Genomic DNA, 24,140 nt, shown 5'->3' with positions numbered 1-24,140 from the left:
GACGGGCCGCGCGGCGGGGCGGCGGGCGTCTCGGGCTGCGCGGCGGCGGTGGACGTCGCGGCGGCGGGCACGCTGATGCCGCTGTAGACTTTCCGCCCCAGCCAGAACGCGGCCAGCAACGCCAGCGGCAGCACCAGCAGGTACAGTACCAGGTCGTCGGTGGCCGGAACGCGGTTGGTCGACCGCCAGAACCAGACCGCACCCAGCCAGCTGGCGCCGAACGCCAGAATCGTTGTCATCAAATTTTTAAGCCATGCCGCCATGTTCGCCCAACCTTATCGTCTCATCACACCGGGCATGCGCAGTTCCGTATGCCCGAAATCCATCATCTTCCAGCGTCCGCCCCAGGTCAGGCCCAGCGACTCGGCCACCTCGCCGTAGAGCTGGTAGCCGCGCATGGCCCACGGATCTTTTTCGGAGATCACCAGCTTGCCGTCGCGCAGGAAAGCGCAATCGGCGGCCAGGCCGTATTGGTGCCAGCTCTGGAACGCCGCCGCGTTGGTGACATTCGGCCCCATCGCGGCCAGCGCGTTCTGGCGCTCCGGGCTGCGGTAACCTTCCAGGATCGCCATGTCGTAGCCGTGCTTTTCCTTCATGATCTTGAAGGCCATCAGCAGCCGCTGCGCGTAGGTGGCGTCCATCAAGGCCCAGTCGCGGCTGGCCGATACCAGCATCGGCCGTTCCAGCGCCACTTCGGCCGACGCGAACACCAGCGGCGGCAACGGCGGCGGCGGCACCAGTTGCTCGCCCTGCAGCAGATCGGCGACCTGGGTGTTGACTTCCCTGGTCGAGGTCTCGAAGCCGCTCAGCGTGTTCCTGGTGCTCATCAGCAGCGCCAGCAGCGGCGGAATGCAGATCAGCGCGGTGCCGCCCAGGCACAGCACATAGTGCTGCCGCAGGAAGGCGCCGACTTCGCCGGCCGAGGCGCGTCCGCTGCGGCCTAGGGCGCTCGCTTCCTGCTGGCGACGCTGGGCGATGCGGCCGACCCGCTGCTGCAGCCGCTGGCTCGCGCCCGTCAGCGCGTTAAGCACGAATTCTCGCCCGGCCGGAAACAGCACCATCCAGCTGATCAGGCAGGCCAGGACGAAATAGAGTGCGATTGCCAGTATCAGCACGACAGCATCTCTCCAGCAGAACGTTGCATCATTAGTATCCTTAAAGCATTGCTTTGAGTATATCTTACAGTTATGACAATCCAGCGCACGATTGAAATCTCCCAGTGAAACGACGTAATTTCGGGGTGCGCACGGTTGAGTTCGTAACATGCGGCGTATTTTTCTTGAATCGCGTAAAGTAATGCGAAATTAACAAGGAGTACATTTTGCAACGTCAAGACGATCGCCCATCGAAAGGGGGCAGGCCCAGTCTTCTTTCCTCGGAACAGCAGGCGGAAGCGGAGCGCCAGCGCATATTGAGCACGCTCGACAGCAAGCCGGCGGCGGCCGCGCCGGCCAAGGCCGCCGGCAAGCCTGCTGGCAAGCGCTCCGGCTTGCTGGTGTGGGGCGCGGCGGGCGCCGGCGTATTGGCCATCGTTGGGGGCACGCTGGTTTGGATGAGCAATACGCCAGATGAGGACAGCTTGCCGCTGGCCGTGCCGGCCACCCAGGCCGCGCCGGTGGCCGCGGTTCCTGCTGCGACAGAATCCGAGGTGTCGACCGCCGCGATCCTTGAGGACGCCGCTTCCGCCAACTCGGCGGTGGAAGGCAAGTTGCCGTCGCTGAAGGAAATGCTGACCGCGCCGGCCAAGCCGGCGTCCGGCAGCGACGAGCTCAAGAAAGCGCTGGAGCGGCCGCCGGCGAAGTCGCAGCTGGTCGCCAAGGCGGAGCACAAGCCGGAGCACAAAGCCGACCACAAGGCCGAACGCAAGGCCGAGCACAAGCCTGAGCGTAAGGCGGACAACGCCAAGCTGGCGCAAAAAGCGCCGGCCAAGGAAAAGGAGAAGGGCAAGCAGTCGGACAACGACGTGACCCTGATCACCGCGCTGATGGCGCATTTGCAGACGCGTCCGCCCGTCAAGAAGACCAGCACGCCTGCTGACCAGCTGAAGACCTGCAAGCAGTACAACGCCGCCGGCGAAGAGCAGTGCCGAGCCCGCCTGTGCGCGGCCGATGCCAAGAAAGAGCCGGAATGTAAGGCCGCCCCGGCCGCCAAGACAGCGTCGAACTCATGAGTGCCGCGCTGCTTGAGCAAATCACTGCGGCGCTGGCGCAGTTCTCCAGCGCGACGCGGCTGTACGCGCTGAGGCTGGGCGACGACGACGCGGACCTGGGCTCGGGCGGCCTGCTGGTGGAGGCCTTTTGCGCCGACGACCTGGTCCAGGGCACGGGCGCGCGCGACATCATCGTGCTGTCGACCAATGCGCATATCGACCTGGCGCCGCTGCTGGGCAAGTCGGCCAGCCTGCAGGTGAGCCTGGCGGACGGCAGCCGCACCACGTTCAGCGGCGACATCACGCAGGCGGCCATGCTGGGCAGCGAGGGCGGCCTGGCGCGCTTCCGTCTGCGGCTGACGCCGTGGCTGTGGCGCCTGAGCCAGGTTCGCAACAGCCGCGTGTGGCAGGACAAGACGGTGATCGAGATCGTCGAATCGGTTTTCGAACATTATCAACCGTTGGCGCAATGGCGCTGGAGCGATGAGGTCGACAGCTTCCTGGCCGATGTGCCGGCGCGCAGTTATTGCTGCCAGTACCGCGAGTCGGACTACGATTTCGTGCTGCGCCTGCTGACCGAGGAAGGCCTGGCCTGGCGCTTCGAGGAAACCGAGGACGGCTTGCGCATGGTGCTGTTCGCCGACAGCAGCCAGCTCGGCGCGGTGCCCGAGGACGCCAGCAGCGAGGCCGGCGGCGGCATCCGCTTTCACGGCGTGCGCGCCGGCGAGCAGCAGGACACCATCCAGGCATTGCAGGCGCGGCGGACCATCTCGGCCACGTTGACCACCCTGCTCAGCTACGATTACAAGGCCAAGAAAGCCGTCGGCGCCAGCGCGCCGTCCACGCAGCAGTACAAGAAACTGCCGCCGCTGGAAAGCTTCGACATGCCCGGCCAGTACGCCTACACCAGCGGCGGGCAGGCGCAGCACTACGCCGAATTGCAGATGCAGGCGCGCGAAGCCCGCAGCCAGTTGTGGCGCGGACGCTCGACCGTGCGCACGCTGGCGGCGGGACGGCGCATCAACGTCACGCAGGGGCCGCTGGCGTCCGCCGATGGGGAGGCCGTGCCGACGTACACGGTGCTGCGCGTGAGCAGCGTCGGCGTCAACAATCTGCCGTCGCCGGCCCAGCACGGCTTGGCCGAGCTGTTCGGCCCCATTCCTGAATTGCTGGAGGAGCTGGCCCCGCAGCGCGACGAGGAGTTCGCGCTGGTCATCGAGCAGGCGCGCAAGACCGGTTACGCCAATAGTTTCGAAGCGGTCGCGGCGGAAGTGATCTGGCGTCCTCAACTCCCGGACAGCGATGGCCGCAATCATCCGAGGCCAACTGCCTCGGGTACGCAGAGCGCCATTGTCATTGGTGCGGATGGATCGGACCAGCCGGCCGGCGCCGACGAGCTGCATTGTGACGTGCTGGGGCGCGTGCGCATCCGTTATCACTGGCAGGACAGTGGCGACGCCAGTTGCTGGGTGCGGGTCGCCCAGCGTTCGGCAGGCGGCGGCATGGGCAGCCAGTTCCTGCCGCGCGTGGGGCAGGAGGTGCTGGTGCAATTCATCGAGAACGATATCGACCGGCCCGTCATCGTTGGCGCGCTGTACAACGGACAGGGCGAAGGCGGCGTTGCGCCCACGCCGGCCGGACGCGCGGCCGGCGACAGCCAGGCTTCCTTATTCAATCCGGCCGGCGATCACGCACCGTCGGCGCAGGGCAACCTGGCGGCGGGCAATAGCCCCTTGTGGCACGGCGCCTCCGCCGATACGGCCGGTCATGGCAACGCGGCGGCGCAATGGGGCGTGCGCAGCAAGGAATTCGGTGGGTCCGGTTACAACCAGCTGCTGTTCGACGATACCGACGCGCAGGGGCGCGTGCAATTGCGCTCGACGCATGCCGCCAGCGAGCTGACGCTGGGCCATCTGATCCACAGCGCCGACAACTATCGCGGCAGTCTGCGCGGGCAGGGCGCCGAGTTGCGCACCGATGCATATGGCGCGGTGCGCGCGGCCAGCGGCTTGCTGGTGACGAGCTATGCGATCAGCCACAATGCCAGCGAGCGTGAGCCGATGGGCGACAACACGGCGGGCATCGCGTTGCTCAAGCAGGCGGTGCAGTTGGGCCAGACGTTCAGCGATGCGGCCAAGACGCATGAGACGGTGACGCTGGCGTCGCACATCGGCGCGGAGAAGGCCAACGCCAGCCTCCTTGATGACAAAGCGCCGCCGCTGAAGGCGCTGCTGACCGCCGTGTCGGGCATGGTGGGCAACGCCAGCCTGGACGCGGCCATGGCAGATGCCGGCGAACGCAACACCAAGCCGGGTGATGATCAGTTGCCGCATGCAAGTTCGCCGGTGATCGCGATAAGCGGCAAGTCTGGCCTGAGCGTGACCGCCGGCCAGGCGATGCAATTGTCCAATGGCGAGACGATCTCGTTGATGAGCGGCGACGACACGCAGTTCGTTAGCGGCGGGCAGCTGCGGGTGCAAAGCAAACAGGCCATTGGTGTGCTGGGCGGAGCGGTCAAGCCGGGCGACAACAATCTCGGCGTGCAGATGATCGCTGCCAAGGACGTGATCGATATCCAGGCGCAAGCGGATGTGCTGAAGGTGCAGGCGCGCGACGAGATCAACCTCGTCAGCGCCAATGCCTTCGTCGACTGGGCGGCGGCCAAGAGCATCACGCTGTCGACAGCGGGCGGCGCGAACATCACCATTGCGGGCGGCGATATCACCGTCCAATGCCCAGGCAAGATCACGGTCCATGCCGGCACGAAGAACTTTGCCGGTCCGGGGAAACTGGATTACCCGCTGCCGGCGCTGCCGACCAGCGTGTGCAAGGCGTGCTTGTTGGCCGCGCTGCGCGCGGGCAGTCCGTTCATGGCGCCGAGCGCCGGCTGAGGAGGAATCATGTTTTTTGCTACTAATCCGCCCCTCGCCACGCTGCCTGTTCAGATCGCGCAGGAATTTCAGCGACTATGCGATGCGTCACCGTCGGATGAGGTGCGGCTGTTTGCGCTGGTCGATGGTGCTTTCGATGAAGAGTTTTTCCGGATGCGTTCGCCGCGCTTGTTTCCGAGGCGGTCCTTGTATGAGGATACTTCCTTGCAGGGGCTGGGCACGGCGGTGCCGTATCTGCTGACAGCGCCCGAGGATGCGGAAGCGCGTCTGGCGTGGCTGAACCGGCTGTTTGCCGACTGCGGCGCCAAGCCGATGCTCAGCATCCTGGCCAGCGTGCTCGACACCGATGAGCTGGTGCAGCACATGCGTCCCTATCTGATCGCCATGACGCCTGATACGGTGGAGTGGCCGGTGCGCTGGGGCGACACGCGCGTGTTGCCGGCGTTGCTCGATGTGCTGACCGAGCCGGAATGCGGTCAGTTGCTCGCCCCGGTAGCGCGTTGGTGGTGGCCGGGGCGCGATGGAGCCTTGCTCAGCTGGCAGGGCGAGGCTACGGAGCCGGTGCCGACAGATTTCGACAAGATGCCGATCAGCGACGAGGTTTTTGCGAAGTTGGTGGATAGGTCGGAGGCCGACGGGGTGCTGGCGAATCTGTATGATAGCCAGCCGGATTTGTTCAGGAAGGATAGTCCGGCTCAGTGCCATGCGCGTGTGGAGCGGCATCTGCGGGTGGCCAGCGCCAACGGCCTTCACGCCGCGCCAGCGCGACAGCACTTCAGCGCGCTGGCCTTGATATTGTCTGACGATTTTACGCAGCACGCGGCCATGACCGATCTGCTGAGGCGGGTCCGGCAGGGAGCGGATTACAAGGATGAAATCTCCGCGTTGCCTGGTGAATTCTGGCGAATGACGGAGCGGTGAGGCGGTTGGGCGTAAAAGATGAAACGATTTATACACTTATTCGCCATTGTCGTAGCGCTAGCTGTCTCAGGATGCGCGCTGCGACAATCGCAGGCGCAAGCGAGTAAAAAATTGAAAGAGGTACAAAGATGAAACGATTCACATACTTGCTCGTCGCGGCCGTTGCTGTAGCTATCTCGGGGTGTGCTCTGCGTCAATCGCAGGCGCGAGCAAGCGATAGCGCCAATGCTCAGGTCGGCATTGCTAACTACACTGGCAATTACATCTACTCTGCCTCCGTTGATGGCGCCGGCGGGGGCAATATGGCAAGTTGGGGGGTGGGCATCGCCAATATCTGCTGCACTTCAATCCCACGCGTGTGGCATCCGGGAATGAAGGTATTAGTACGTTGGGATATGCCAGTGGGACATCAGCATATCGTGAAGGAAAAAGTTGTAGAAGTCGAAAAATACGAAAGGCCGGGTGATATCTATTTGGTTTTTCTTCCGAATGACGAAGTGCATGTTGTCGTCAGCCGGGATGGGCCTGGCGCTCCTGATTTCCCCGCTTATGGCAATAATAACAACTAACTCTCCTCTTTAAATTTGGTACAGCCATGATCGAAACTACTCCCGTTAAGGCACCGTATCCTACAGATGTCTTTCTGAAGCCAACAACTGAAGAACAGTCGAAGATCGCTGCGGTCGCTTCTCCTATAAAATCTGACGCTCCGTGCAGTATCCCTGTACGCGTGGGTGTGTTCTTTGACGGTACGAATAACAACCTAGATCGAGACAAAAATGGACGGCGTACAGGGGTAATTATTGATCCTAGGACTAAAGAGCAAGCTCCGGTTTTAAGCAGAGAGCTAAAGCCTGAGGAATTTAGCCATAGCAACGTGGCAAGGCTATTCCAAGCATTTCCAAGCAATAAACCGAAAAGTGGCTATTTTCCCTATTATATTGCCGGCGTAGGGACGCCCTTTCGGGAAATCGGCGAATTAACTGAAACTGATGATGGCAAGGCTTTTGCTAAGGGAGGCCAAGCCCGAATCATATGGGGCCTGTTTCAAGTAATTAACTCGCTTTATCGGATGGCCAATGATAACAAGGTACTGTATTCGGCAGACGAAGCGGGAGAACTCGCTCAATCCCACGAGAATCAAGTGGGCCAAACTGAGTGGGACGCTGAGAATAAGCAGCACACTCGCAAGACGCATCGCGACTGGTTCGAACCTCATCTTCAAAAATTAAGCGCAAAGTTAGCGAGCAAACCTAAACCGTCCATTCCGTCGCTCACGATTTCAGTTTTCGGCTTTTCGCGTGGCGGAGCGGAGGCGACCGCTTTCTGCCATTATCTATCAGAACTGCTGAGCGACGGTAAGCTGGCAGGCATCCCTACCAGTATTGATTTTCTCGGCGTGTTCGACGTGGTGGCCACAGTCGGTATGTCGGACTCTGCAGGACGCACGACGCCAGTACCACGCGTCTTTTTCGATGGCCATTGGGCTTGGGCCAAGAAGCTGCTCCTGCCCTTGCCCGATTGCGTGAAGGGCGGCAGGCACTATATTGCCGCGCACGAACAACGCATGAATTTTCCGGTCACACAACTACAGACGACAAGCAGCGAATTCGCTGAGGTCTATTTCCCCGGCATGCACTCCGATGTCGGCGGCGGCTACGCGCCCGGAGAATATGGCAAAGGACGCGGCGCGCAATCTGCCATGTTGTCGCAGATTCCGTTGGCGTATATGTTCAAAGCCGCCCGTGAGGCGGGCGTACCGCTGCTGCCGTTCAGCGAACTTACGACGGCTGATCAAGACGATTTTCAAGTAGGCGCCGAACTTGCCTCCGCCTGGAACGCTTATACCGATGAGCTTGGAGACAACGGCCATCTCATCAAGGAACACATGAAACTGTATTACCGTTGGCGCGCGGCTCGCTTGACCACGCTGGAAAGCACGGCCAGCTTTAAGGCCTCAAGCCCGCAAGCGCAAGAAGACCTGCGAAGCAGTAACAGGATGCTCAGCGGCGATCTGGAGGCCGTGCGGTGGCGGCTAGAGCACAAAAACACTGTAAGGACTGACGCTGACACACCGCCTTACACGCCAAGGGATTTGTCCCGGATAAACCAGTGGCACTACTACCGGGCTCTGCAATATACGCCGCTAGACTCATGGGAAGAGTGGGCCTTGGAGATTTTCAATAAACCCGAGCCGCTGCCGGCGGAGGTGATGCGCTTCTTCGACGATTATGTGCACGACTCACTGGCGGGCTTCTATCTCGCCGGCGCGGTAACTGAGTTCGACAAACGCCAGCTAATGGCGGACGTCAAGAAAAAATGGTGGCGCAATAAATTCGAGGACAAAGTCTTCGCCCTCGGACAGAAGATCGAGGCGGCGAAAGCCAAGGAGAAAAAGCACGAACCCTTGACCGACGAAGAGAAAGACCTGCTCGAACAGTCCAAGTACGACACGCCATTCCCCATCATGACGGACGCCGACGCCGCCGACATGCGCAGCCCCGTGATCACCACGCAGACAGCCACCCGGCGCGAAGGCGGCGGCTATCTCCTGCGGCGCAGCTATTATCCGCTGGAAGGCTTCATCATACGGAAGAGTATCCACGAGAAGGAACTCGATACGGAGCCAACCAGCTCCACCACACCGAAAAAGGTCGCCGAACAGACCGCCGAGGTGGAATATGTCTGGGTCGAGAATCTGCCGCTCGCTCTCGCCAGGGGGGATCAGTTGCTTCCTGATTTTGTCGAATCGGACAGAATGGTGGCGTGAGGAAGCCGGGCGCTTGGCTTACGACTTATCAGCTTGCGCAGGAATTTCAGCAACTGTGCGATGCGTCGCCGTCGGATGTGGTGCGGCTGTTTGCGCTGGTCGGTGCTGCTTTCGCTGAAGAGTTTTTTGGCGCGTTCACCGCGCCTATTTCCGAGGCAGTCTTTGTATGACGGTACCGCTTTGCAGAGCCCTGGCACGGCGGAGCCTTGCTCAGCCGGCAGGGCGAGGCCACGTCGGCGGTGCCGGCTGGTCGACAAGATGCCATTTAGCGACCAAGTCTTCGCGAAGTTTGTGGAGAATGACGGAGCGGTGAGGCGGGTGGACTAAAAAATGAAACGATTTAGACACTTATTCGCGATGACCTCGGCATTAGCTATCTCGGGATGCGCACTGCATCAGTCGCGCGCGCAGCCGAGCGATAGAGCTACTGCTCAGGTCGGTATCGTTAACCACACCGACAATTACATTTATTTCGCTTCGGTTGATGGTGCTGGCGGAGGAAATATGGGCGCCAGGGGAGCGGCGGTGGCCAATATATGTTGTACGTCAATTCCTCGCGTGTGGTATCCCGGCATGAAGGTCTTAGTACGTTGGAACATGCCGGTTGGTGTTCAGGATGTCATGAAAGAAAAAGTCGTGGAGGTCGAAAAATACGATTCACCGGGCAGTATCTACATAAATTTTTTCCCAAACGATGCAGTTCGTGTAGTTGTTAGTCGGGTTGGTCCTCGTAATCCTGCATACCCGATTCACTTACCTGGCAATCCTAGCGCGCCCACTGCTTCAAACTGAGCTTAGGCTAAATGAAGCAATCACAAACATGAAGCGATTTATAAACTTATTCGCGATCGCGTCGGCGTTAGCTATCTCGGGATGCGCACTGCATCAGTCGAGCGCGCAGCCGAGCGATAGAGCTACTGCTCAGGTCGGTATCGTTAACCATACCGGCAATTATATTTATTCGGCATCGGTTGACGGTGCTGGCGGCGGGAATATGTCGCGATGGGGGCAAGGCTTCGCCAATATCTGCTGCACTTCCATCCCGCGCGTATGGTATCCCGGCATGAAGGTTTTGGTGCGCTGGAATATGCCGGTTGGTATTCAGGATGTCATCAAAGAAAAAGTGGTGGAAGTCGAGAAGTACGAAGCGCCAGGCAGCATCTACATGCACTTTTTCCCGAACGACGAGGTCCGTGTGGTGGTAAGCCGAGTTGCGCCAGGCAATCCCGCGTATCCCATTCGCCATCTTGGCAATCCTGAAGCGCCCCCGGCCTCAAACTGATCACGGGCGAAGAAATCACGAAAATGAAACGATTTATACACTTATTCGCTATATTCGTAGCCTTAGCTATTTCGGGGTGCTCGCTTCGTCAAACGAGGGCACAGCAGAGCGACAGAGCTCCAGCTCAGATCGGTATTGTTAACCATACCGGGAGTTACATTGACTCCGCCTCGGTTGACGGTGCTGGCGGTGGGAATATGGCGCGTTGGGGAGTAGGAGGCCCCGACATTTGCTGCACCTCCATTCCAGAGGTGTGGCATCCAGGGATGAAGGTATTAGTGCGTTGGGATATGCCAGTGGGACATCAGCATATCGTGAAGGAAAAAGTTGTAGAAGTCGAAAAATACGAGAGACCTGGTGACATCTATATGGTTTTCTTCCCGAATGATGAAGTGCGTGTGGTGGTCAGCGCGAACGGGCCTCGCGCTTCAGACTTTCCGATTCGCCATGTAGGTAATCCGAATGAGCACAACTGATAGCCGGGCGCTATTTAAGATAGTGTCGTGCCCATGTGACGGTAAGGCCAAAGCAGCGATGCAGTACACAGGCCAACCGATTCCTGAGTCCTGGCCGCATCAGCAGCACATGAGCGCGTTGTAGGGTGACGTTCGTGGATTGGTAGGTATGGCCGGGCGTGCCGTAGCCGAGGTCAATACATCTGAATTGGTTGCGACCGCACAGGTCTTCGATAGCCAAGTGCAGTGCGGTGGTGCCGACCGATAGGTGGTCTAGCGCACTGTCATGGAAGATGTTGAACAGGTGTAGCGTGTCGCTGGACCGCATGCCCAGGATCAGCGCGCAGGGCTGGCCGCCGCAATCCACCTGGTAGCAGAGCAGCATGCCGTGCCTTGCCAATTCGCGCATTTCTGCCGGCGTCCACAATTGCGTTCGATGTTCTGGCGAGCAAAGACTGGAGAGGGCGTTGAGCATCGACTCCAGATGTTCGGGATATTCGATACAACGCAGACTAAGGCGGCCGCCACCATGCTCGCGCAGCTGTCGTAGCTGTCGCTTGAGGTTGTAGCGCCGCTTTGAATTGAACTGCGACATGAAGCCTTCAAAATTGGCGGGCAGAGGGATCTGATGGCAGTCACGCCAGTTATTGAGTACGTGCGCGCGATAGGGGGCGTGGGAGCGCTTGGCGTTGATGCGGTGCCATATGTCGCTCTGCGATGGCAAGGACGTCAGCGAGATCGCCTGGCATAGCGGGAAATGCGCCAGCAGGAATTCAAACAATAGATCCAACAGCTCGGCACGAGCGGGCATCAAGGGTGCGCTACCGAGCAAGCACACGCTAGGCACTGGTAACGAGCCGAGCCGCAGGCGGCCGGCGACAAAATCAAAGCTGTGCCGGCGCAATACCAGCGGCACCACGCCAACCACCGCCCCGCTTGCCCGCTCGGTCACCGTGAACAGCTGCGGCGGCGCGTGCTCGGTCGCCGTGCTGAGCAGGTAGTCGAAAAATTCGGGACTTTGGTAGACCCGTTCGTGGCTCTTGCTCTCGGCCAGCAGTTCGCGCCAGCGCTTTATCAGTGCACTGTCGCCGATGCGGTCGCTGACGTCTTCGATGAGGTAGGTGGTGTTGGACATGGTCGCACGACGATCCCACATCCTGCGCCGGCCATTGTTGATGCAGGTCGAAGCGGCGCGATCAGCGGCGCCGGCGCCACACCGTATCCATCAGGGGCTTGACGCTGAAGCCGTGTACAAGTATCGACAGCATGACGACGAACACGGCTATCCGCGTGAGCCGGGCCGCCAGTTCCGAAGGCAGGCCGGCTTCGATGGCGAACATCAGGTAGTAGATGGAACCGATGCCGCGCACGCCGAACCAGCCCGTCATGGCGCGCATGCGCAGGCTGGTGTCGCTGCCGGCCAGGCCCGCGAATACGCTCAGCGGGCGGGCGATCACGAACAGGAACAAGGCCGTCCACACGACGTCCCATTGCATGCTTTTCAGCGAGATCATGCCGCCCAACAGCAGTACCAGCGTCAGTTCGGACAGCCGCTCCAGGTGTTCCTTGAATACCAGCGCTTCGGTGCTGACGGTGAGGGGCGCTTCGTGCGTTTCGCTATTCTTGGCGGATTCGGACTTGGCCGTGTCCGGCTCCATCAGCCCGTGACGGTCCTTGGGGGCGCCGGCCAGCACCAGCTCGGACTGCCGCAGCGCGACGGCGGCGATGAATACGGCCAGGAATCCCGAGGCCTTGAGCAGCGTCGCCAGCGAGTACACCACGGCGATCATGCCCAGGTCCACCAGGTCGTCCATGATTTCATGCTTGGGATCGCTGCCGCGCAGTCGCCAGCTCAGCCGGGCCACCAACGCGCCGGCCGTCATCCCGACCACCGCCGCGCCAGCGGTCGCCCACAGCACGTCGACCAGCAGCCAGCGCAGGTGATGTGTGTCGGTATCGGTGACCGAGAGCATGCCGAGGCCGAGCATGACGAAAGGATAGGCGCTGCCGTCGTTCATGCCGGCTTCGCAGGTGAGGGTGAAGCGCAGCTGGTCCTTGTCGCCCGCGTGGCGTACCTGGACGTCGGTGGCCAGTACCGGGTCGGTGGGCGCCAGGATGCCGCCGAGCAGCACCGCCGCGCCCGCCGGCAGCTGAAGCACGTAGTAGCCGAACAGCGCCACCAAGCCCACCGTGATCGACATCGACAGCCACGCCAGCCGCAACGGCGCATCCCAGCGCTCCCGCTTGAACGGCACCGGCATCTTGATGCCTGCGGAGAATAGGGATATCAGCAGGGCAATCTCGGTCAGTACTTCCAGCAGGGCGGATTGCAGCTTGGGATCGAAGCCGAAGATGTTAAGTAAAGTCGGCCCCATCAGGATGCCGGCGCCAAGGTAGACGATGGCTGAGGTGAAAGGCGACTTCGAGATCGTGGTGGCCGCCAGCCCGCGCGCCAGCATCAGGCTGCCGACGAGCAGAAACCAAAGTGTGGTGTTCACACGCTCTCCTTCGCAGTGACGAGTCAGATGCTAGGCGAGTTTGGCGTTTCGGTCTGTGGGATAGGGCACGCTGCGCGCGGCAACGGCAGAGCGGCGGGCCGCCGGCGAGGCATGGCCTCGCCGGGCAAACAGCGGAATTAGTTCAGCGCGGAACGCGAACGGGCGTAGCCGAAGTAGATGGCCAGGCCGACCACCAGCCAGATCGCGAAGGCGACCCAGGTGAACCAGCTCAGGTAGGTCATCAGCATGACGCAGAAGATCACGGCCAGCGCCGGAATCACCGGCACGCCCGGGCAGCGGAAGGCGCGTTTCAGGTCGGGACGCTTTTTGCGCATGATGATCACGGCGATCGACACCAGGCTGAAGGCGGCCAGCGTGCCAATGTTGATCAGCTCGGTCAGCACGTTCAGCGGCACCACGGCGGCGATCAGGCCGAACACGATGCCGACCAGCCAGGTGGCGAAGAATGGCGTGTGGAAGCGCGGATGCACGGTCGACAGGCGTTTCGGCAGCAGGCCGTCGCGCGACATGGCGAAGATGATGCGGGTCTGTCCATAGGCCATCACCAGGATCACGGTGGTCATGCCCAGGATCGCGCCCAGGTCGACGAAGCCGGCGAACCAGTTTTCACCGGCGTGTTTCAGCGCCAGCGACACCGGATGGTCGATGCCCAGGTACTGCTGGTAAGGCACGATGCCGGTCATGATGGCCGAGACCACCACGTACAGCACGGTACAGGCGGCCAGCGAGCCGATGATGCCGATCGGAAGGTCGCGCTCGGGACGCTTGACTTCCTCGGCGGCCGAGGTCACCGCGTCGAAGCCGATGAAGGCGAAGAACACCAGCGCGGCGGCGCTCAGCATGCCGTTGTAGCCAAACGGCATAAACGGTTTCCAGTTGGCTGGTTCGACGTGGCGCGCGCCGACGACGATGAACAGCAACACCACGCCGACCTTGATGGCGACCATGATGTTGTTCAGGCGGGCCGATTCACGCACGCCCCAGCTCAGCATCGCGGTCAGCACCAGCATGATGCACAGCGCGGGAAGGTTGATCAGTGTGTGCACGCCGGGAATCGCGCCGGGCGCGGCCGTGAGCTCGACTGGCAAGTGGATGCCGAAGCCGGCGATCAGCGACTGGAAGTAGCCGGACCAGCCGACCGACACGGCCGAGGTGGCCAGGCCGTATTCCAGCAGCAAGTCCCAGCCTATCATCCAGGCGGCCAGTTCGCCCAGGGTGGCGTAGGTGTAGGTGTAGATGGAGCCGGCCACGGGCACGGTGGAGGCGAATTCGGCGTAGCAAAGCGCGGCGAAGCCGCAGGCGATGGCGGCGACCACGAAGGACAGCGTCAGCGCCGGGCCGGCCGTGACGGCGCCGGTGCCCGTGAGTACGAAAATACCGGTGCCGACAATGGCGCCGATGCCCATGAGAATGAGGTCGAAGGGACCGAGTACTTTCGCCAGGCCGCCGGGTCTGCGGCTGTTGGCGATCATATCGTCCAGGTTCTTAGTGCGAAATAGGCTCAAAATGGCTCCAGTTTTATTGTGGTTATCTCCGTACCCGAGCCTGTGCCTTGTGGGCGCTCGGGCGACGGCAAATAATACAGTAACTTTCCGGCTCTGCCGAGGGAGTTAAGTAGTTAATAACGAAGAGATATACAGCAGCAGCCTATCCTCCAACTTGCCCAGGTCCAGCCCGGTGATCTCGCCGATGCGGCGCAGCCGGTAATCCAGCGTGTTGCGGTGGATGTGCAGGGCCTCGGCGGTGGCCGCCGGATGACCGTCGTGTTCAAACCACACATTGAGCGTGCGCTGCAGCAGTTCCCTGTTTTTATCCTGCGCCATCAGCCGGCCGATGGGCACGCGCAGCTGTTCCGCCTCCCAGCCCGAGCCCAGGCCCGACAGCAACACCGGCAGGGTTTGCTCGTAATAGCTGAAGCGCGACCGGCGCGGATGGCGGGCGCGGCCAATGCGCGCCGCCGTCAACGCGCTTTGATAGGAAACCGCCACGCCGGCCATGCCGGACTGGGCGATGCCCATTGTCAGCGTGTGCGGCTGCTGGCATTCCTCGCGCAGGATGGCGGCCAGCGCCTGCAACTGGCGCTGCGGCCAGTGGGCGTCGTGCGCCGGCGGGGCGTCGTAGAAGTCCAGCAGCACCAGCTGATGGGCGCTGGCCGATGCGGTGAGCGCGGACGGCTGCCGGGCCAGCATGCGCAGTTGCAGGCGCTGCAGCTCGCTGAGTGCCTGGTCGGTGCCGGCCGTCTTGTCATCCAGCTCCAGCAGGAATACCAGATGGCTGCGCTCGAAGTTGACGCCCAGACGCCGCGCCCAGGCGGCCAGGTCGGCCTCCATGGCCGCTTCGTAGCGGATCAGGTTGAGCACGAAGGCTTCGCGGTAGCGCGAGTCGCGCTGGAGCTCGCCGGCCAGGTGGGCTTGTTCCAGGATCATCTCCGCCGTCAAGCGCACCAGTTCGCCGAACTGGCGCACCTGGGCCGGCACGCCGCTCAGGCCGACGGCGCCGCAGACCTGGCCGTTGACCGTCAGCGGCAGGTTGATGCCGGGCTGGGCGCCGTGCATGTTGCGGGCGCTGGCACTGTCGATCTCCACCGTCAGCCGCTTGGCCAGGGCCAGCATGGCGCCGGCGTGCAACTCGCCGATGCGCGCCGGGTTGCCGCTGGCGAGGATGGTGCCGTTGGCGTCCATCACGTTGACGTTGTACGGGATGATCTTCATCGTCCGGCTGACGATGTCCTGCGCCAGCTCGGTACTCAGTATGTACATGGGCGTTTCTCCTTGCCGTCATTGTGCCAAATAACAAGGAATCCCGGTAAATCCCGGGCTGAAAGGAGCATTTATTGTGCATATGCCCAATAAAATGCCGGGATCCGGCTGAATTATGGTGCGTTTGGCCGATGTTTTTCCGGCATGGATTCCAGATAATCGTCTGCACAGACCACCTATAAAAACCAAGGAGACCCACATGAACACCACGACCACCGCCACCCCGTGGCCGGCGGCGTCCGTCCTGGACGGCGCTTACAAGAAGGCCAGTTGGCACCTGATACCGTTCATCTTCATCTGCTACTTCTTCAACTACCTGGACCGCGTCAACGTCGGCTTCGCCAAGCTGGAGATGCTCGACGCCCTCCATTTGAGCAATACTGTTTACGGATTAGGCGCCGGCATCTTCTTCATCGGCTACGTGCTTAGCGGTGTGCCGAGCAACCTGATACTCCACAAGATCGGCGCCCGCCGCTGGATCGCGACCATGATGGTGGCATGGGGCGGCCTGTCGGCCTGCATGCTGTTCGTCCACAACCCAACCTCGTTCTACGTGCTGCGCTTCTTCACTGGCGTGGCCGAGGCCGGCTTCTTCCCCGGCATGGTGCTGTACTTCACGCACTGGTTCCCGGCCCAGAAACGCGGCCAGGTGATGGCCCTGTTCATGTCGGCGATCCCGATCTCCGGCCTGGTCGGCGGCCCGCTGTCGGGCTGGATGCTGCAGCATTTCTCGGCCGGACAGGCCGGCATGGCGGGCTGGCAATGGCTGTTCCTGCTGCAAGGCTTGCCGACCGTGATCCTGGGCGTGGCCGTGTACTTCTACCTGAACGACGGCATCGCCCAGGCCAAGTGGCTCAGCGCGGATGAAAAGGCCGCCATGCAGGCGGCGCTGGCGGGTGACGAGCAACAGCGCCAGGCCAACAGCGACGCCGGCCAGACCTTTTCGTCCGTGGTCCGCAATGGCAATGTGTGGATGTTGGGCGTGATCTATTTCTGCATCCAGATGGGCGTGTATGCGATCAACTTCTGGCTGCCGTCCATCATCAAGTCGCTGGGCTACCAGAGCGCGGTGACGGTCGGCTGGCTGAGCGCGATTCCCTACCTGTGCGCCGCCTTCTTCATGGTGTGGGCCGGCCGCTCGGCGGACCAGCGCCGCGAACGCCGCCTGCACGTGTCCCTGCCGATGCTGATGGGCCTGACCGGCCTGATGATGGCTGCCAACTTCTCCAGCAGTCCCGTGATCGTGATAGCGGGCCTGAGCATGGCGACCATGGGCGCGCTGGCCGCGCTGGCGATGTTCTGGTCGCTGCCGGCCGCCTTCCTTGGCAGCGCGGCGGCGGCCGGCGGCCTGGCGCTGATCAACTCGCTGGGCCAGATTGCCGGCTTCGTCAGTCCCTTCCTGGTCGGCTGGATCAAGGACGCGACCCAGAGCACCGATACGGCGCTGTATATTTTGTCCAGCGTGCTGCTGCTTGGTGCGATACTGGTGCTGCGCGTCCCCGCCAAACTGGTCAACCGTTGATAGAGCACTCGATGAAAATAGTCATTGCCCCCGATTCGTTCAAGGAGAGCCTGACCGCGATGGCGGTCGCCAACGAGATCGAGGCCGGCTTCCGCGAGTTCTTTCCCGACGCGCAGTACGTCAAATTGCCGGTGGCCGACGGCGGCGAAGGCACGGTGCAGGCAATGATAGACGCCAGCGGCGGCCGCCGCGTGGCGTTGACGGTGTCGGGCCCGCTGGGCGAGCCGGTGGACGCGTTCTACGGCCTGATGGGCGACGGCGCCACGGCCGTGATTGAAATGGCCGCCGCCAGCGGCCTGGAGCTTGTGCCGGTGGCGCAGCGCGATCCGCTGCGCACCAGCAGCCGCGGCACCGGCGAGTTGATCCGCGATGCGCTCGACGCCGGCGCCCGCCACTTCGTGCTGGGCGTGGGCGGCAGCGCCACCAACGACGGCGGCGCCGGCATGGTGCAGGCATTGGGCGGACGCCTGCTGGACGAGGCTGGCAACGAGCTGCCACCGGGCGGCGGCGCGCTGGACCGCCTGCGCCATATCGACCTGTCCGGGCTGGACGCGCGCATCAAGGACTGCGTGTTCGACATCGCCTGCGATGTCAGCAACCCGCTGGTGGGGCCGCAGGGCGCCTCCCATATCTTCGGCCCGCAGAAGGGCGCGACCCCGGCGATGGTCGAGCAGCTGGACGCCAACCTGCGCCATTACGCTGACGTCATTGCCCGCGAACTGGGCCATCAGGTCGCCGGCGTGCCGGGCGCCGGCGCGGGCGGCGGCATCGGCGCGGCGATGCTGGTGTTCCTGGGCGGGCGCCTGCGCCCCGGCAGCGAGATCGTGACCGCGGCGGTCGGCCTGGACGCGGCGGTGGCCGACGCCGACCTGGTCATCACCGGCGAGGGCCGCATCGACAGCCAGTCCATTCACGGCAAGACGCCGATCGGCGTGGCCCGCGTGGCCCAGCGGCACGGCAAGCCCGTGATCGCCATCGCCGGCAGCCTGGCGCCGGGGGCGGCCGTTGTGCACCAGCACGGCATACAGGCCGTGTTCGGCGCGGTCAGCCGGCCCTGCACGGTCGAGCAGGCGCTGGCCGAGGCGGCGCAAAATGTCCGCAGCGCCGCCCGCAATATCGCGGCCGTCCTCAGCCTCGGCGCCAAGCTATAGTTGCCTGGGCTCATCTGTGCTAGAGTCGTTCTCGTGTCAGCCACCGACGTCGAGAATGAAGCCTGCAGCCCACAGTCCCTTGCCATCGCTCCGCTCGCAAATCTACACGCTGGTCTGGGCGTGCGCTTTGCCGGCGGTGGTGGGCATCGGGATGCTGGCCCATCACTTCTACGAGCGCGAGCGCACGCAGATCCAGCAGGAATCGCTGATCACCGCGCGGGCGCTGATCCAGGCGGTCGACCGCGATCTCAACACCGGCATGACCGTGGCGCTGGCGCTGGCCAATTCGCCCAGCCTCGACAACGGCGACCTGGCGGCTTTCCACGCCCAGGCGAGCAAGGCGCTGCGTCCCGAATTCCCCGGATTTAACTTCGTCCTGAGCGACCGCGACTCGGTCCAATTGCTCAACACGGTGCGTCCGTTCGGCCAGATTACGCCCGATCCTGGCAGCCTGGAACGGACAAGAAAGGTATTCGATACCGGCCGGACCGTGATCTCCGACGTCTTCATCGGCGGCGTGCTCAAACGGCCGCTGGTCGCGGTGCACGTGCCGGTGGTCAGGGAGGGCAAGGTGATCTACTGCCTGTCGGTCGCCTTCGTGCCCGAGCGCCTGGGCATGATACTGAAGGAGCAGCGCCTGCCCGTCGGCCGGGTGGCTGGCATTTTCGATTCGCGCGGCGTGATCGTGGCGCGCACGCGCGACCCGGAAAAATTTGTCGGCCAGCCCGGTTCCCCGGCGCTCGTGGCCAGCATGGCCGGCGGCGGCGAAGCGGCCATCGAGTCGGTGACGTTGGACGGTACGCCGGTGTATTCGATGTACAGCCATTCCAAGGCGTCCGGCTGGGCGGTGTCGATCGGCGTGCCCCGCAGCGAGGTGCTGTCGGAGATGGTCGCTTCGATCCGCTGGATCGTGCTGTTCCTGGCCGCGCTGCTCGGCCTGGGCGTCGCGGCCGCGTGGTACCTGGCGCGCCGCATCGACGGTTCGGTGAGCGCGTTGGCGTACGCGGCCAGCGCGCTGGGCAAGAACGGTGACATGCGACTGGACCAGGTGCGGCCGGCGTTCCGCGAAGCCGATGACGCGATCCGCACCTTGCAGTCGGTGGAGTCGGAGCTCCACCAGTACCGGCATCGGCTTGAAAGCGTGATCGAAGAGCGCACCTTGCAGCTGCAATCGGCGCAGCGGGAGGCCATCGACAAGGAGCTGCGCACCCGCACCGTCATGGACAACGTCGGCGACGGCATCGTCACCATCAACGGGGACGGCGTTATCGAATCGTTCAACCGCGCGGCCTGCGGCATTTTCGGCTACACCCCCGAGGAAGCGATAGGCGCCAACATCACAAGCATGATGCCCGAGTCCTTGCGCGGCGCGCACAAGGCGGGCATGGCGCGCTATTTCGCCGGCGGCGCGCCCACGGTGGTGGGCAGGAACAGCGTCGAGCTGCTTGGGTTGCGCAAGGACGGCACCACATTTGCGCTGGAGCTGTCGATACGGGCCTTGTTTGTCGAAGGCCATCATCTGTTTGTCGGCATTGTGCGCGATGTCACGGAGCGCAAGCGGGCGGAGAAGGATCTGCGGGTGGCGATGGAGCAGGTGCAGGTCGCCAGCGCGGCCAAGGATGTCTTTGTGGCGAACATGAGCCATGAACTGCGCACGCCGATGAATGCGGTGCTGGGCATGGCGCACCTGCTCAGCACCACCGGCCTGTCGCCGGAGCAGGCCCGGTATCTGGAGATGATACGGGGATCCGGCCAAACGCTGCTCGGCATCCTGAACGACATCCTCGATTTTTCCAAGATCGGAGCGGGCAAGATCGAAGTGCATCCGGTGCGCTTCCAGCTGGACGAGGTGCTGCATTCGGTGGCCAGCATCATGAGCGTTTCGGTCGGCGATCGCAACCTGGAGCTGTGCGTCGGCGTGGAGCCGGACGTGCCGCGCGCGCTGGTCGGCGATGCGCTGCGGCTCCAGCAGATCCTGGTCAACCTGACCGGCAATGCGATCAAGTTCACCGAGCATGGCGAAGTGTCGTTGCTGGTGGAGCGCGGGGACGACGAGGGCACGCTGCGCTTTACGGTGCGCGACACCGGCATCGGCATGAGCGGCGAGCAGCTGGGGCGTTTGTTCTCGCCGTTCACGCAGGCCGACCTGTCCACCACGCGCCGTTTCGGCGGCACCGGCCTGGGGCTGACCATTTCCAAGGACTTGATCGAGCTGCTGGGCGGCTCCATCGAAGTTAGCAGCACGGCCGGGGAGGGCAGCGCCTTTTCCTTCACGCTGCCATTGAAGCGGGCCGGCGAAGGCGAGGGCGCGCAGCCCGGCCAGCGCAGGCACCTGTTGGTGGTGGACGACAATCCGACCAGCCGATCCTTCCTGTCCAAGGCGATCCAGGCCTGGTACTGGACTTGCGATGTCGCGGCATCGGGGCCGGAAGCGCTGGCGTTGATACGCGCCGGTCACGCCTACGATGCGGCGCTGGTCGACTGGCAGATGCCGGGCATGGATGGCCCGGAAGTCATGCGCGCGGTGCGGGAGGAATCCGGCAAGCCGGTGATCTGCATGGTCAATGCCTACGGCCGCAACAAGCTGGTTCAGGACATGGATGGCGTCAGCGCGCCGGTATTCCTCACCAAGCCGGTCACCTCGTCCAGTCTGCACGATGCGGTGCAGACCGCGCTGGCGCACAGCGATACGGATACCGCCGGCGGCCCTGTGGCCGACGATCAGCAGGCGCTGCGCGGTGCGCGCATACTGCTGGTGGAGGACAATCCGATCAACCAGCAAGTGGCCAAGGGCATACTGGAACAGATGGAGGCCGTGGTGACGGTGGCGGAAAACGGCGAGCATTCCCTCGCGCTGCTGCGCGGCGGCCTGCAATGCGACCTGGTGCTGATGGACGTGCAGATGCCGGTCATGGACGGCTACACCGCGACCCGTGCGATACGCGAAGAGCTGCGGTTGACGATGCCGGTGATCGCGATGACGGCCGGCGTGATGGAGTCCGAGCGTGAGCAGTGCATCGCCGCCGGCATGGATGATTTCATCGGCAAGCCGGTGGACGTGGAGCAGATGTTCACCACCATCGTCAGACACCTGCGTCCCGCAACGGCCTAGAAAAAGGTGTTGATGGCGCGCTGTACGCGGTAGTCGTCGTCCACCACCAGCATCAGCGGCCATTTGTCGAACGTGGTGCAGGGATGCGAGATGCCGCAGCCTATCAGGTCGCCGACCTCCAGCGCGATCGCATGATCCGCCGGCAGCCGCAGGTACGCGTGCTGGTCGTTCATCTTCTCGATGCGGCATCCGTCCGGCAGCGCGGAGGGCTTGCCGGCGCCGGGGCGGTGCGAGACCAGTGCGCGCGGGAGCTCCATGTCGTAGGAGGCGTCGCGCTTGCCCATGCCGAGTATCGCCAGCGTCGGCTCAGGGCGCGACAACACCATGCTCCACACTTCCAGCGCGGGCCGCAGGCCCTGGCCCGGCGCCAGGCCTTCGCGTGCGTTCAGCTGTTCGATCAGGCCGTGATAGAAACCGTGGTCGTTGGTCAGGTAGCAGCCGCTGCGTAGCACCGGCAGCACGGGGCGCGACAAATCCTTCACCTGCGCGAAGCCGCTGGCCACGAAATCGAAGTATGCCGAACCTCCCGCCGACAGCAGGATTTCATCGCGATTGAACAGTTGCTCGGCATCGGCCTGGCTCAGCAGGTCGGAGAGCTGGGTGACGAACTGGCGGACTTCCTCGTGGTCCTTGTTTCGGTCAGGGCCGACCAACAGGCCCTCGTACCCTTCGATGCCGGCCAGCTCCAGGCCTGGCGCGGCAGCTATTTCGCGTGCCAGCGCAAGGGCGTCTTCCATGCTGCGGCAGCCGGCGCGTTTGCCGGCGAGGCCCAATTCCACCAACAGCGGCAAGCTTCGCTTCATGTCCGCTTGCTGCGCCGCCTGCGACAGGCGTGCGACGCCGGCACTGGAATCGACCAGGGCAAAGAATTCGAATGAAGGATCGTCGCGCATCAGCGCCAGCACGGCCTGGATGTCGGCAGGCGCCACCAGCTGGTTCGCCAGCAGAACGCGGCGCACGCCGTAGCGGTAGGCGATCTGCACCTGCGCCGCTGTGGCCAGGGTCATGCCCCAGGCGCCGTTCGTCAACTGGGCGTCGAACAACTGGGGGCTCATGGTGGTCTTGCCGTGCGGGGCCAGTTGCACGCCGTACTGTTCGCAGAAGCCGCGCATCCAGCGCAGGTTGTGTTCCAACGACGTAGCCTTCAGCAGCGCGACGGGAAAGCTGGTGTCGGCGTTCAGCATGTTCCACTGGCGCGCGCCGATGTCGCCCTGGCGCAGCGGTTCGGTGATCGGCAGGCCCTTGACGCCGGGTTGCAGCAGCTGATTGTCCAGGTCCAGCATGGCGGCGGTGCGTGTCAAGTGTGGCTCCTTTGTTCGAAAGATCGGATGGCGGCGCCCAGCGCCTGCAGGCGGTCGCGCCGCAACATGCCGTAGTTGTAGAAGCCGATGTGGCGGATGCCCATGTCCCGCAGGCCTTCCAGCGCCGCCGGCAGTTGCGCGCCATCGGCCAGGTCCGGAGGTCCGGGGCGCAGGATGGCGCGTATGCGGTCTGGCGTGCCGATGCGGCGGATGCAATCCCAGGCATCGCTGCGGACGTTGGCGGCATCGGCTTCGTAGAAGGGAATCTCCACCCAGTCGGCCACGCCGGCCAGCGCGCGCAGGTCGGTGCCTTCGAGCCAGCTCTGCGCGGTCGGCCGCTGCACGGTTGCCACCACGGCCAACTGCACCTGCGCCGGCATGGAGGCGCGGATGGCGCCGACCAGTTGCGTCACCCGCCGCTGCCGCAGGCGGTTCAGGGCGGCCAGATCGCCGTCCTCCAGCAGATCGGCGGCCAGCCACGCGGCGGCCTGGCTGGGCGTGGCGTCGACAGGGGCGTCGAGATAGCTGTCGATGTTCTGGCGGACGCGGTTGCGCAGGCCGTCCATGTCGATGTCCGCTGCCTTGCCTGCGGCCATGCAGGCGTCGCAGAAGCACAGGCCCAGCATGGAGTCGAGCCAGAGGTTGCCGCGCACCTGGGCGAATTCGTGGTGGTAGCCGTGGGCGTAGGGTAGCCAGCCTGGCGTTTCGATCACCACGCTGGCGACGCCGCGCGCGGCCACGTCGGCGCCCAGCGCGACCGCGTAGTCGAAGACCGGCTGCTGCATCGGGCAAAGGCTGTACAGGTAGCCGTCGCCGTGGGCGTTGCGGGCTGTGTACTCGGGGTGTGCCGCGCCGAGGCGGCTGTTGTGCAGCAGGACGGTCCAGGCGTGTACCGCGACGCCGCCGTTGGCGACCAGCTTGGGCAGCACCTGGCGCAGCGCCGGGTCGGAATGGGCTTGCGGCTTGATCTCGCCGTAGCGCGCCAGCTCGGGTTCGAAGTAGACCACGCCGTCCTCCGGGAAGACGACGCGCGGGCCGCTGGCCGCGTGCGGGCGCAGGAATTTGCCGGCGTGGTAGCTCACGGCCAGCGTCGCCCCGTTCATGCCCAGGGCGCGGGCCTGGTCCACAAAACGGTCCACGTCCGCGACATCCCACGGATAGCAATACAGCGAGGTGTTGTTGGGTGATTTCATGCGCGCCATTTTAGCCCAGTGCGTGCGGTCGCGGCGCATCTTCAATCCTGCGTTGAAGGTCATTCAAGGTTCGGGCCAATTATCAGGCGCCGCCTTCAGCGGGAGAATGGAATGG

Annotated in this window: 19 protein-coding genes and 1 pseudogene; 12 read left to right on the top strand and 8 right to left on the bottom strand. The window is 63.3% G+C overall.

All coding sequences use genetic code 11. The annotated features are described in order from the left end of the window. Together GTP90_RS18410 and GTP90_RS18405 are read right to left on the bottom strand one after the other, a co-directional pair. Positions 1 to 239 (bottom strand): annotated as a pseudogene (locus GTP90_RS18410) (hypothetical protein); the annotation flags it as partial. Between the two features lie 36 nt (positions 240 to 275). After that, entirely contained in the window at positions 276 to 1,115 is an 840-nt protein-coding gene (locus tag GTP90_RS18405; protein ID WP_161084924.1) for a M15 family metallopeptidase, read from the bottom strand. A 206-nt stretch (positions 1,116 to 1,321) separates the two neighbouring features. Here GTP90_RS18405 and GTP90_RS18400 point away from each other — a divergent pair, with 206 nt between their 5' ends. The 9 genes from GTP90_RS18400 to GTP90_RS18355 all read left to right on the top strand — a co-directional run bounded on the left by GTP90_RS18400 (position 1,322) and on the right by GTP90_RS18355 (position 10,489). Next, a complete protein-coding gene (locus GTP90_RS18400; RefSeq protein WP_161084923.1) occupies positions 1,322 to 2,170 on the top strand; it encodes a hypothetical protein in 849 nt (282 codons plus the stop codon). Beyond that, positions 2,167 to 5,040 (top strand): type VI secretion system Vgr family protein, encoded by a 2,874-nt coding sequence (locus GTP90_RS18395; protein WP_161084922.1) that lies wholly within the window; start codon positions 2,167 to 2,169, stop codon positions 5,038 to 5,040. The genes GTP90_RS18400 and GTP90_RS18395 overlap by 4 nt, the downstream gene beginning before the upstream one ends. A 9-nt stretch (positions 5,041 to 5,049) precedes the next feature. Continuing rightward, positions 5,050 to 5,961, top strand: coding sequence for a DUF4123 domain-containing protein (locus GTP90_RS18390; protein WP_161084921.1), 912 nt, complete (start codon positions 5,050 to 5,052; stop codon positions 5,959 to 5,961). A 128-nt stretch (positions 5,962 to 6,089) separates the two neighbouring features. Further along, the gene (locus GTP90_RS18380; RefSeq protein WP_161084919.1) at positions 6,090 to 6,530 is read left to right on the top strand and encodes a DUF3304 domain-containing protein; all 441 of its coding nucleotides are present in this window, start codon (positions 6,090 to 6,092) and stop codon (positions 6,528 to 6,530) included. Between the two features lie 26 nt (positions 6,531 to 6,556). Further along, entirely contained in the window at positions 6,557 to 8,731 is a 2,175-nt protein-coding gene (locus GTP90_RS18375; RefSeq protein WP_254451927.1) for a T6SS phospholipase effector Tle1-like catalytic domain-containing protein, read from the top strand. Next, positions 8,728 to 8,901, top strand: coding sequence for a hypothetical protein (locus tag GTP90_RS18370; protein ID WP_161084918.1), 174 nt, complete (start codon positions 8,728 to 8,730; stop codon positions 8,899 to 8,901). The genes GTP90_RS18375 and GTP90_RS18370 overlap by 4 nt, the downstream gene beginning before the upstream one ends. A 160-nt stretch (positions 8,902 to 9,061) precedes the next feature. Continuing rightward, positions 9,062 to 9,523, top strand: a complete 462-nt coding sequence (locus GTP90_RS18365; protein WP_161084917.1) for a DUF3304 domain-containing protein — start codon at positions 9,062 to 9,064, stop codon at positions 9,521 to 9,523. A gap of 28 nt (positions 9,524 to 9,551) precedes the next feature. Then, positions 9,552 to 10,013: a DUF3304 domain-containing protein gene (locus tag GTP90_RS18360; protein ID WP_161084916.1), complete on the top strand. Its 462-nt coding sequence runs from the start codon at positions 9,552 to 9,554 to the stop codon at positions 10,011 to 10,013. A gap of 23 nt (positions 10,014 to 10,036) precedes the next feature. Further along, positions 10,037 to 10,489: a DUF3304 domain-containing protein gene (locus GTP90_RS18355; protein WP_161084915.1), complete on the top strand. Its 453-nt coding sequence runs from the start codon at positions 10,037 to 10,039 to the stop codon at positions 10,487 to 10,489. Between the two features lie 10 nt (positions 10,490 to 10,499). Here GTP90_RS18355 and GTP90_RS18350 read toward each other — a convergent pair whose 3' ends face one another. The 4 genes from GTP90_RS18350 to GTP90_RS18335 all read right to left on the bottom strand — a co-directional run bounded on the left by GTP90_RS18350 (position 10,500) and on the right by GTP90_RS18335 (position 15,746). After that, positions 10,500 to 11,603 (bottom strand): GNAT family N-acetyltransferase, encoded by a 1,104-nt coding sequence (locus GTP90_RS18350; protein ID WP_161084914.1) that lies wholly within the window; start codon positions 11,601 to 11,603, stop codon positions 10,500 to 10,502. Between the two features lie 61 nt (positions 11,604 to 11,664). Beyond that, positions 11,665 to 12,966 carry a cation:proton antiporter gene (locus tag GTP90_RS18345; RefSeq protein ID WP_161084913.1) on the bottom strand — a complete coding sequence of 434 codons (1,302 nt, stop codon included), beginning with the start codon at positions 12,964 to 12,966 and terminating at the stop codon, positions 11,665 to 11,667. 137 nt (positions 12,967 to 13,103) lie between these two features. Then, positions 13,104 to 14,492, bottom strand: coding sequence for a branched-chain amino acid transporter BcaP (bcaP, locus tag GTP90_RS18340; RefSeq protein ID WP_161084912.1), 1,389 nt, complete (start codon positions 14,490 to 14,492; stop codon positions 13,104 to 13,106). Between the two features lie 105 nt (positions 14,493 to 14,597). Beyond that, positions 14,598 to 15,746 (bottom strand): sugar diacid recognition domain-containing protein, encoded by a 1,149-nt coding sequence (locus tag GTP90_RS18335; protein ID WP_161084911.1) that lies wholly within the window; start codon positions 15,744 to 15,746, stop codon positions 14,598 to 14,600. A gap of 199 nt (positions 15,747 to 15,945) precedes the next feature. Here GTP90_RS18335 and GTP90_RS18330 point away from each other — a divergent pair, with 199 nt between their 5' ends. Genes GTP90_RS18330 through GTP90_RS18320 form a run of 3 tightly spaced genes read left to right on the top strand, consistent with a single transcriptional unit; the run spans position 15,946 to position 21,531 of the window. Beyond that, positions 15,946 to 17,268: an MFS transporter gene (locus GTP90_RS18330; RefSeq protein WP_161084910.1), complete on the top strand. Its 1,323-nt coding sequence runs from the start codon at positions 15,946 to 15,948 to the stop codon at positions 17,266 to 17,268. An 11-nt stretch (positions 17,269 to 17,279) separates the two neighbouring features. Then, positions 17,280 to 18,419 carry a glycerate kinase gene (locus GTP90_RS18325; protein ID WP_161084909.1) on the top strand — a complete coding sequence of 380 codons (1,140 nt, stop codon included), beginning with the start codon at positions 17,280 to 17,282 and terminating at the stop codon, positions 18,417 to 18,419. Between the two features lie 55 nt (positions 18,420 to 18,474). Next, on the top strand, positions 18,475 to 21,531 hold the full coding sequence (locus tag GTP90_RS18320) for a response regulator (RefSeq protein WP_161084908.1): 3,057 nt from the start codon (positions 18,475 to 18,477) through the stop codon (positions 21,529 to 21,531). Here GTP90_RS18320 and GTP90_RS18315 read toward each other — a convergent pair. Both GTP90_RS18315 and GTP90_RS18310 read right to left on the bottom strand, forming a co-directional pair. Continuing rightward, complete coding sequence (locus tag GTP90_RS18315; RefSeq protein ID WP_161084907.1) at positions 21,528 to 22,832, bottom strand: amino acid deaminase; 1,305 nt, start codon at positions 22,830 to 22,832, stop codon at positions 21,528 to 21,530. The two genes, GTP90_RS18320 and GTP90_RS18315, sit on opposite strands and share 4 nt — an antisense overlap. Further along, the gene (locus GTP90_RS18310) at positions 22,829 to 24,088 is read right to left on the bottom strand and encodes a hypothetical protein (RefSeq protein ID WP_254451926.1); all 1,260 of its coding nucleotides are present in this window, start codon (positions 24,086 to 24,088) and stop codon (positions 22,829 to 22,831) included. Before GTP90_RS18310 ends, GTP90_RS18315 begins: the two co-directional genes overlap by 4 nt. Between the last annotated feature and the right edge of the window lie 52 nt (positions 24,089 to 24,140).

Source organism: Duganella vulcania, from assembly GCF_009857655.1.
GTDB classification, from domain to species: Bacteria; Pseudomonadota; Gammaproteobacteria; order Burkholderiales; family Burkholderiaceae_D; genus Rugamonas; species Rugamonas vulcania.
The sequence above is the reverse complement of the archived record's forward strand: the minus strand, read 5'-3'. Positions and strand labels throughout refer to the sequence as shown.

Coding starts and splice junctions, on each gene's coding strand:
- GTP90_RS18395 (WP_161084922.1), top strand. CDS start 2,167: ATGAGTGCCGCGCTGCTTGAGCAAATCACTGCGGCGCTGGCGCAGTTC.
- GTP90_RS18390 (WP_161084921.1), top strand. CDS start 5,050: ATGTTTTTTGCTACTAATCCGCCCCTCGCCACGCTGCCTGTTCAGATC.
- GTP90_RS18380 (WP_161084919.1), top strand. CDS start 6,090: ATGAAACGATTCACATACTTGCTCGTCGCGGCCGTTGCTGTAGCTATC.
- GTP90_RS18375 (WP_254451927.1), top strand. CDS start 6,557: ATGATCGAAACTACTCCCGTTAAGGCACCGTATCCTACAGATGTCTTT.
- GTP90_RS18365 (WP_161084917.1), top strand. CDS start 9,062: ATGAAACGATTTAGACACTTATTCGCGATGACCTCGGCATTAGCTATC.
- GTP90_RS18360 (WP_161084916.1), top strand. CDS start 9,552: ATGAAGCGATTTATAAACTTATTCGCGATCGCGTCGGCGTTAGCTATC.
- GTP90_RS18355 (WP_161084915.1), top strand. CDS start 10,037: ATGAAACGATTTATACACTTATTCGCTATATTCGTAGCCTTAGCTATT.
- GTP90_RS18350 (WP_161084914.1), bottom strand. CDS start 11,603: ATGTCCAACACCACCTACCTCATCGAAGACGTCAGCGACCGCATCGGC.
- GTP90_RS18335 (WP_161084911.1), bottom strand. CDS start 15,746: ATGTACATACTGAGTACCGAGCTGGCGCAGGACATCGTCAGCCGGACG.
- GTP90_RS18330 (WP_161084910.1), top strand. CDS start 15,946: ATGAACACCACGACCACCGCCACCCCGTGGCCGGCGGCGTCCGTCCTG.
- GTP90_RS18325 (WP_161084909.1), top strand. CDS start 17,280: ATGAAAATAGTCATTGCCCCCGATTCGTTCAAGGAGAGCCTGACCGCG.
- GTP90_RS18320 (WP_161084908.1), top strand. CDS start 18,475: ATGAAGCCTGCAGCCCACAGTCCCTTGCCATCGCTCCGCTCGCAAATC.
- GTP90_RS18310 (WP_254451926.1), bottom strand. CDS start 24,088: ATGACCTTCAACGCAGGATTGAAGATGCGCCGCGACCGCACGCACTGG.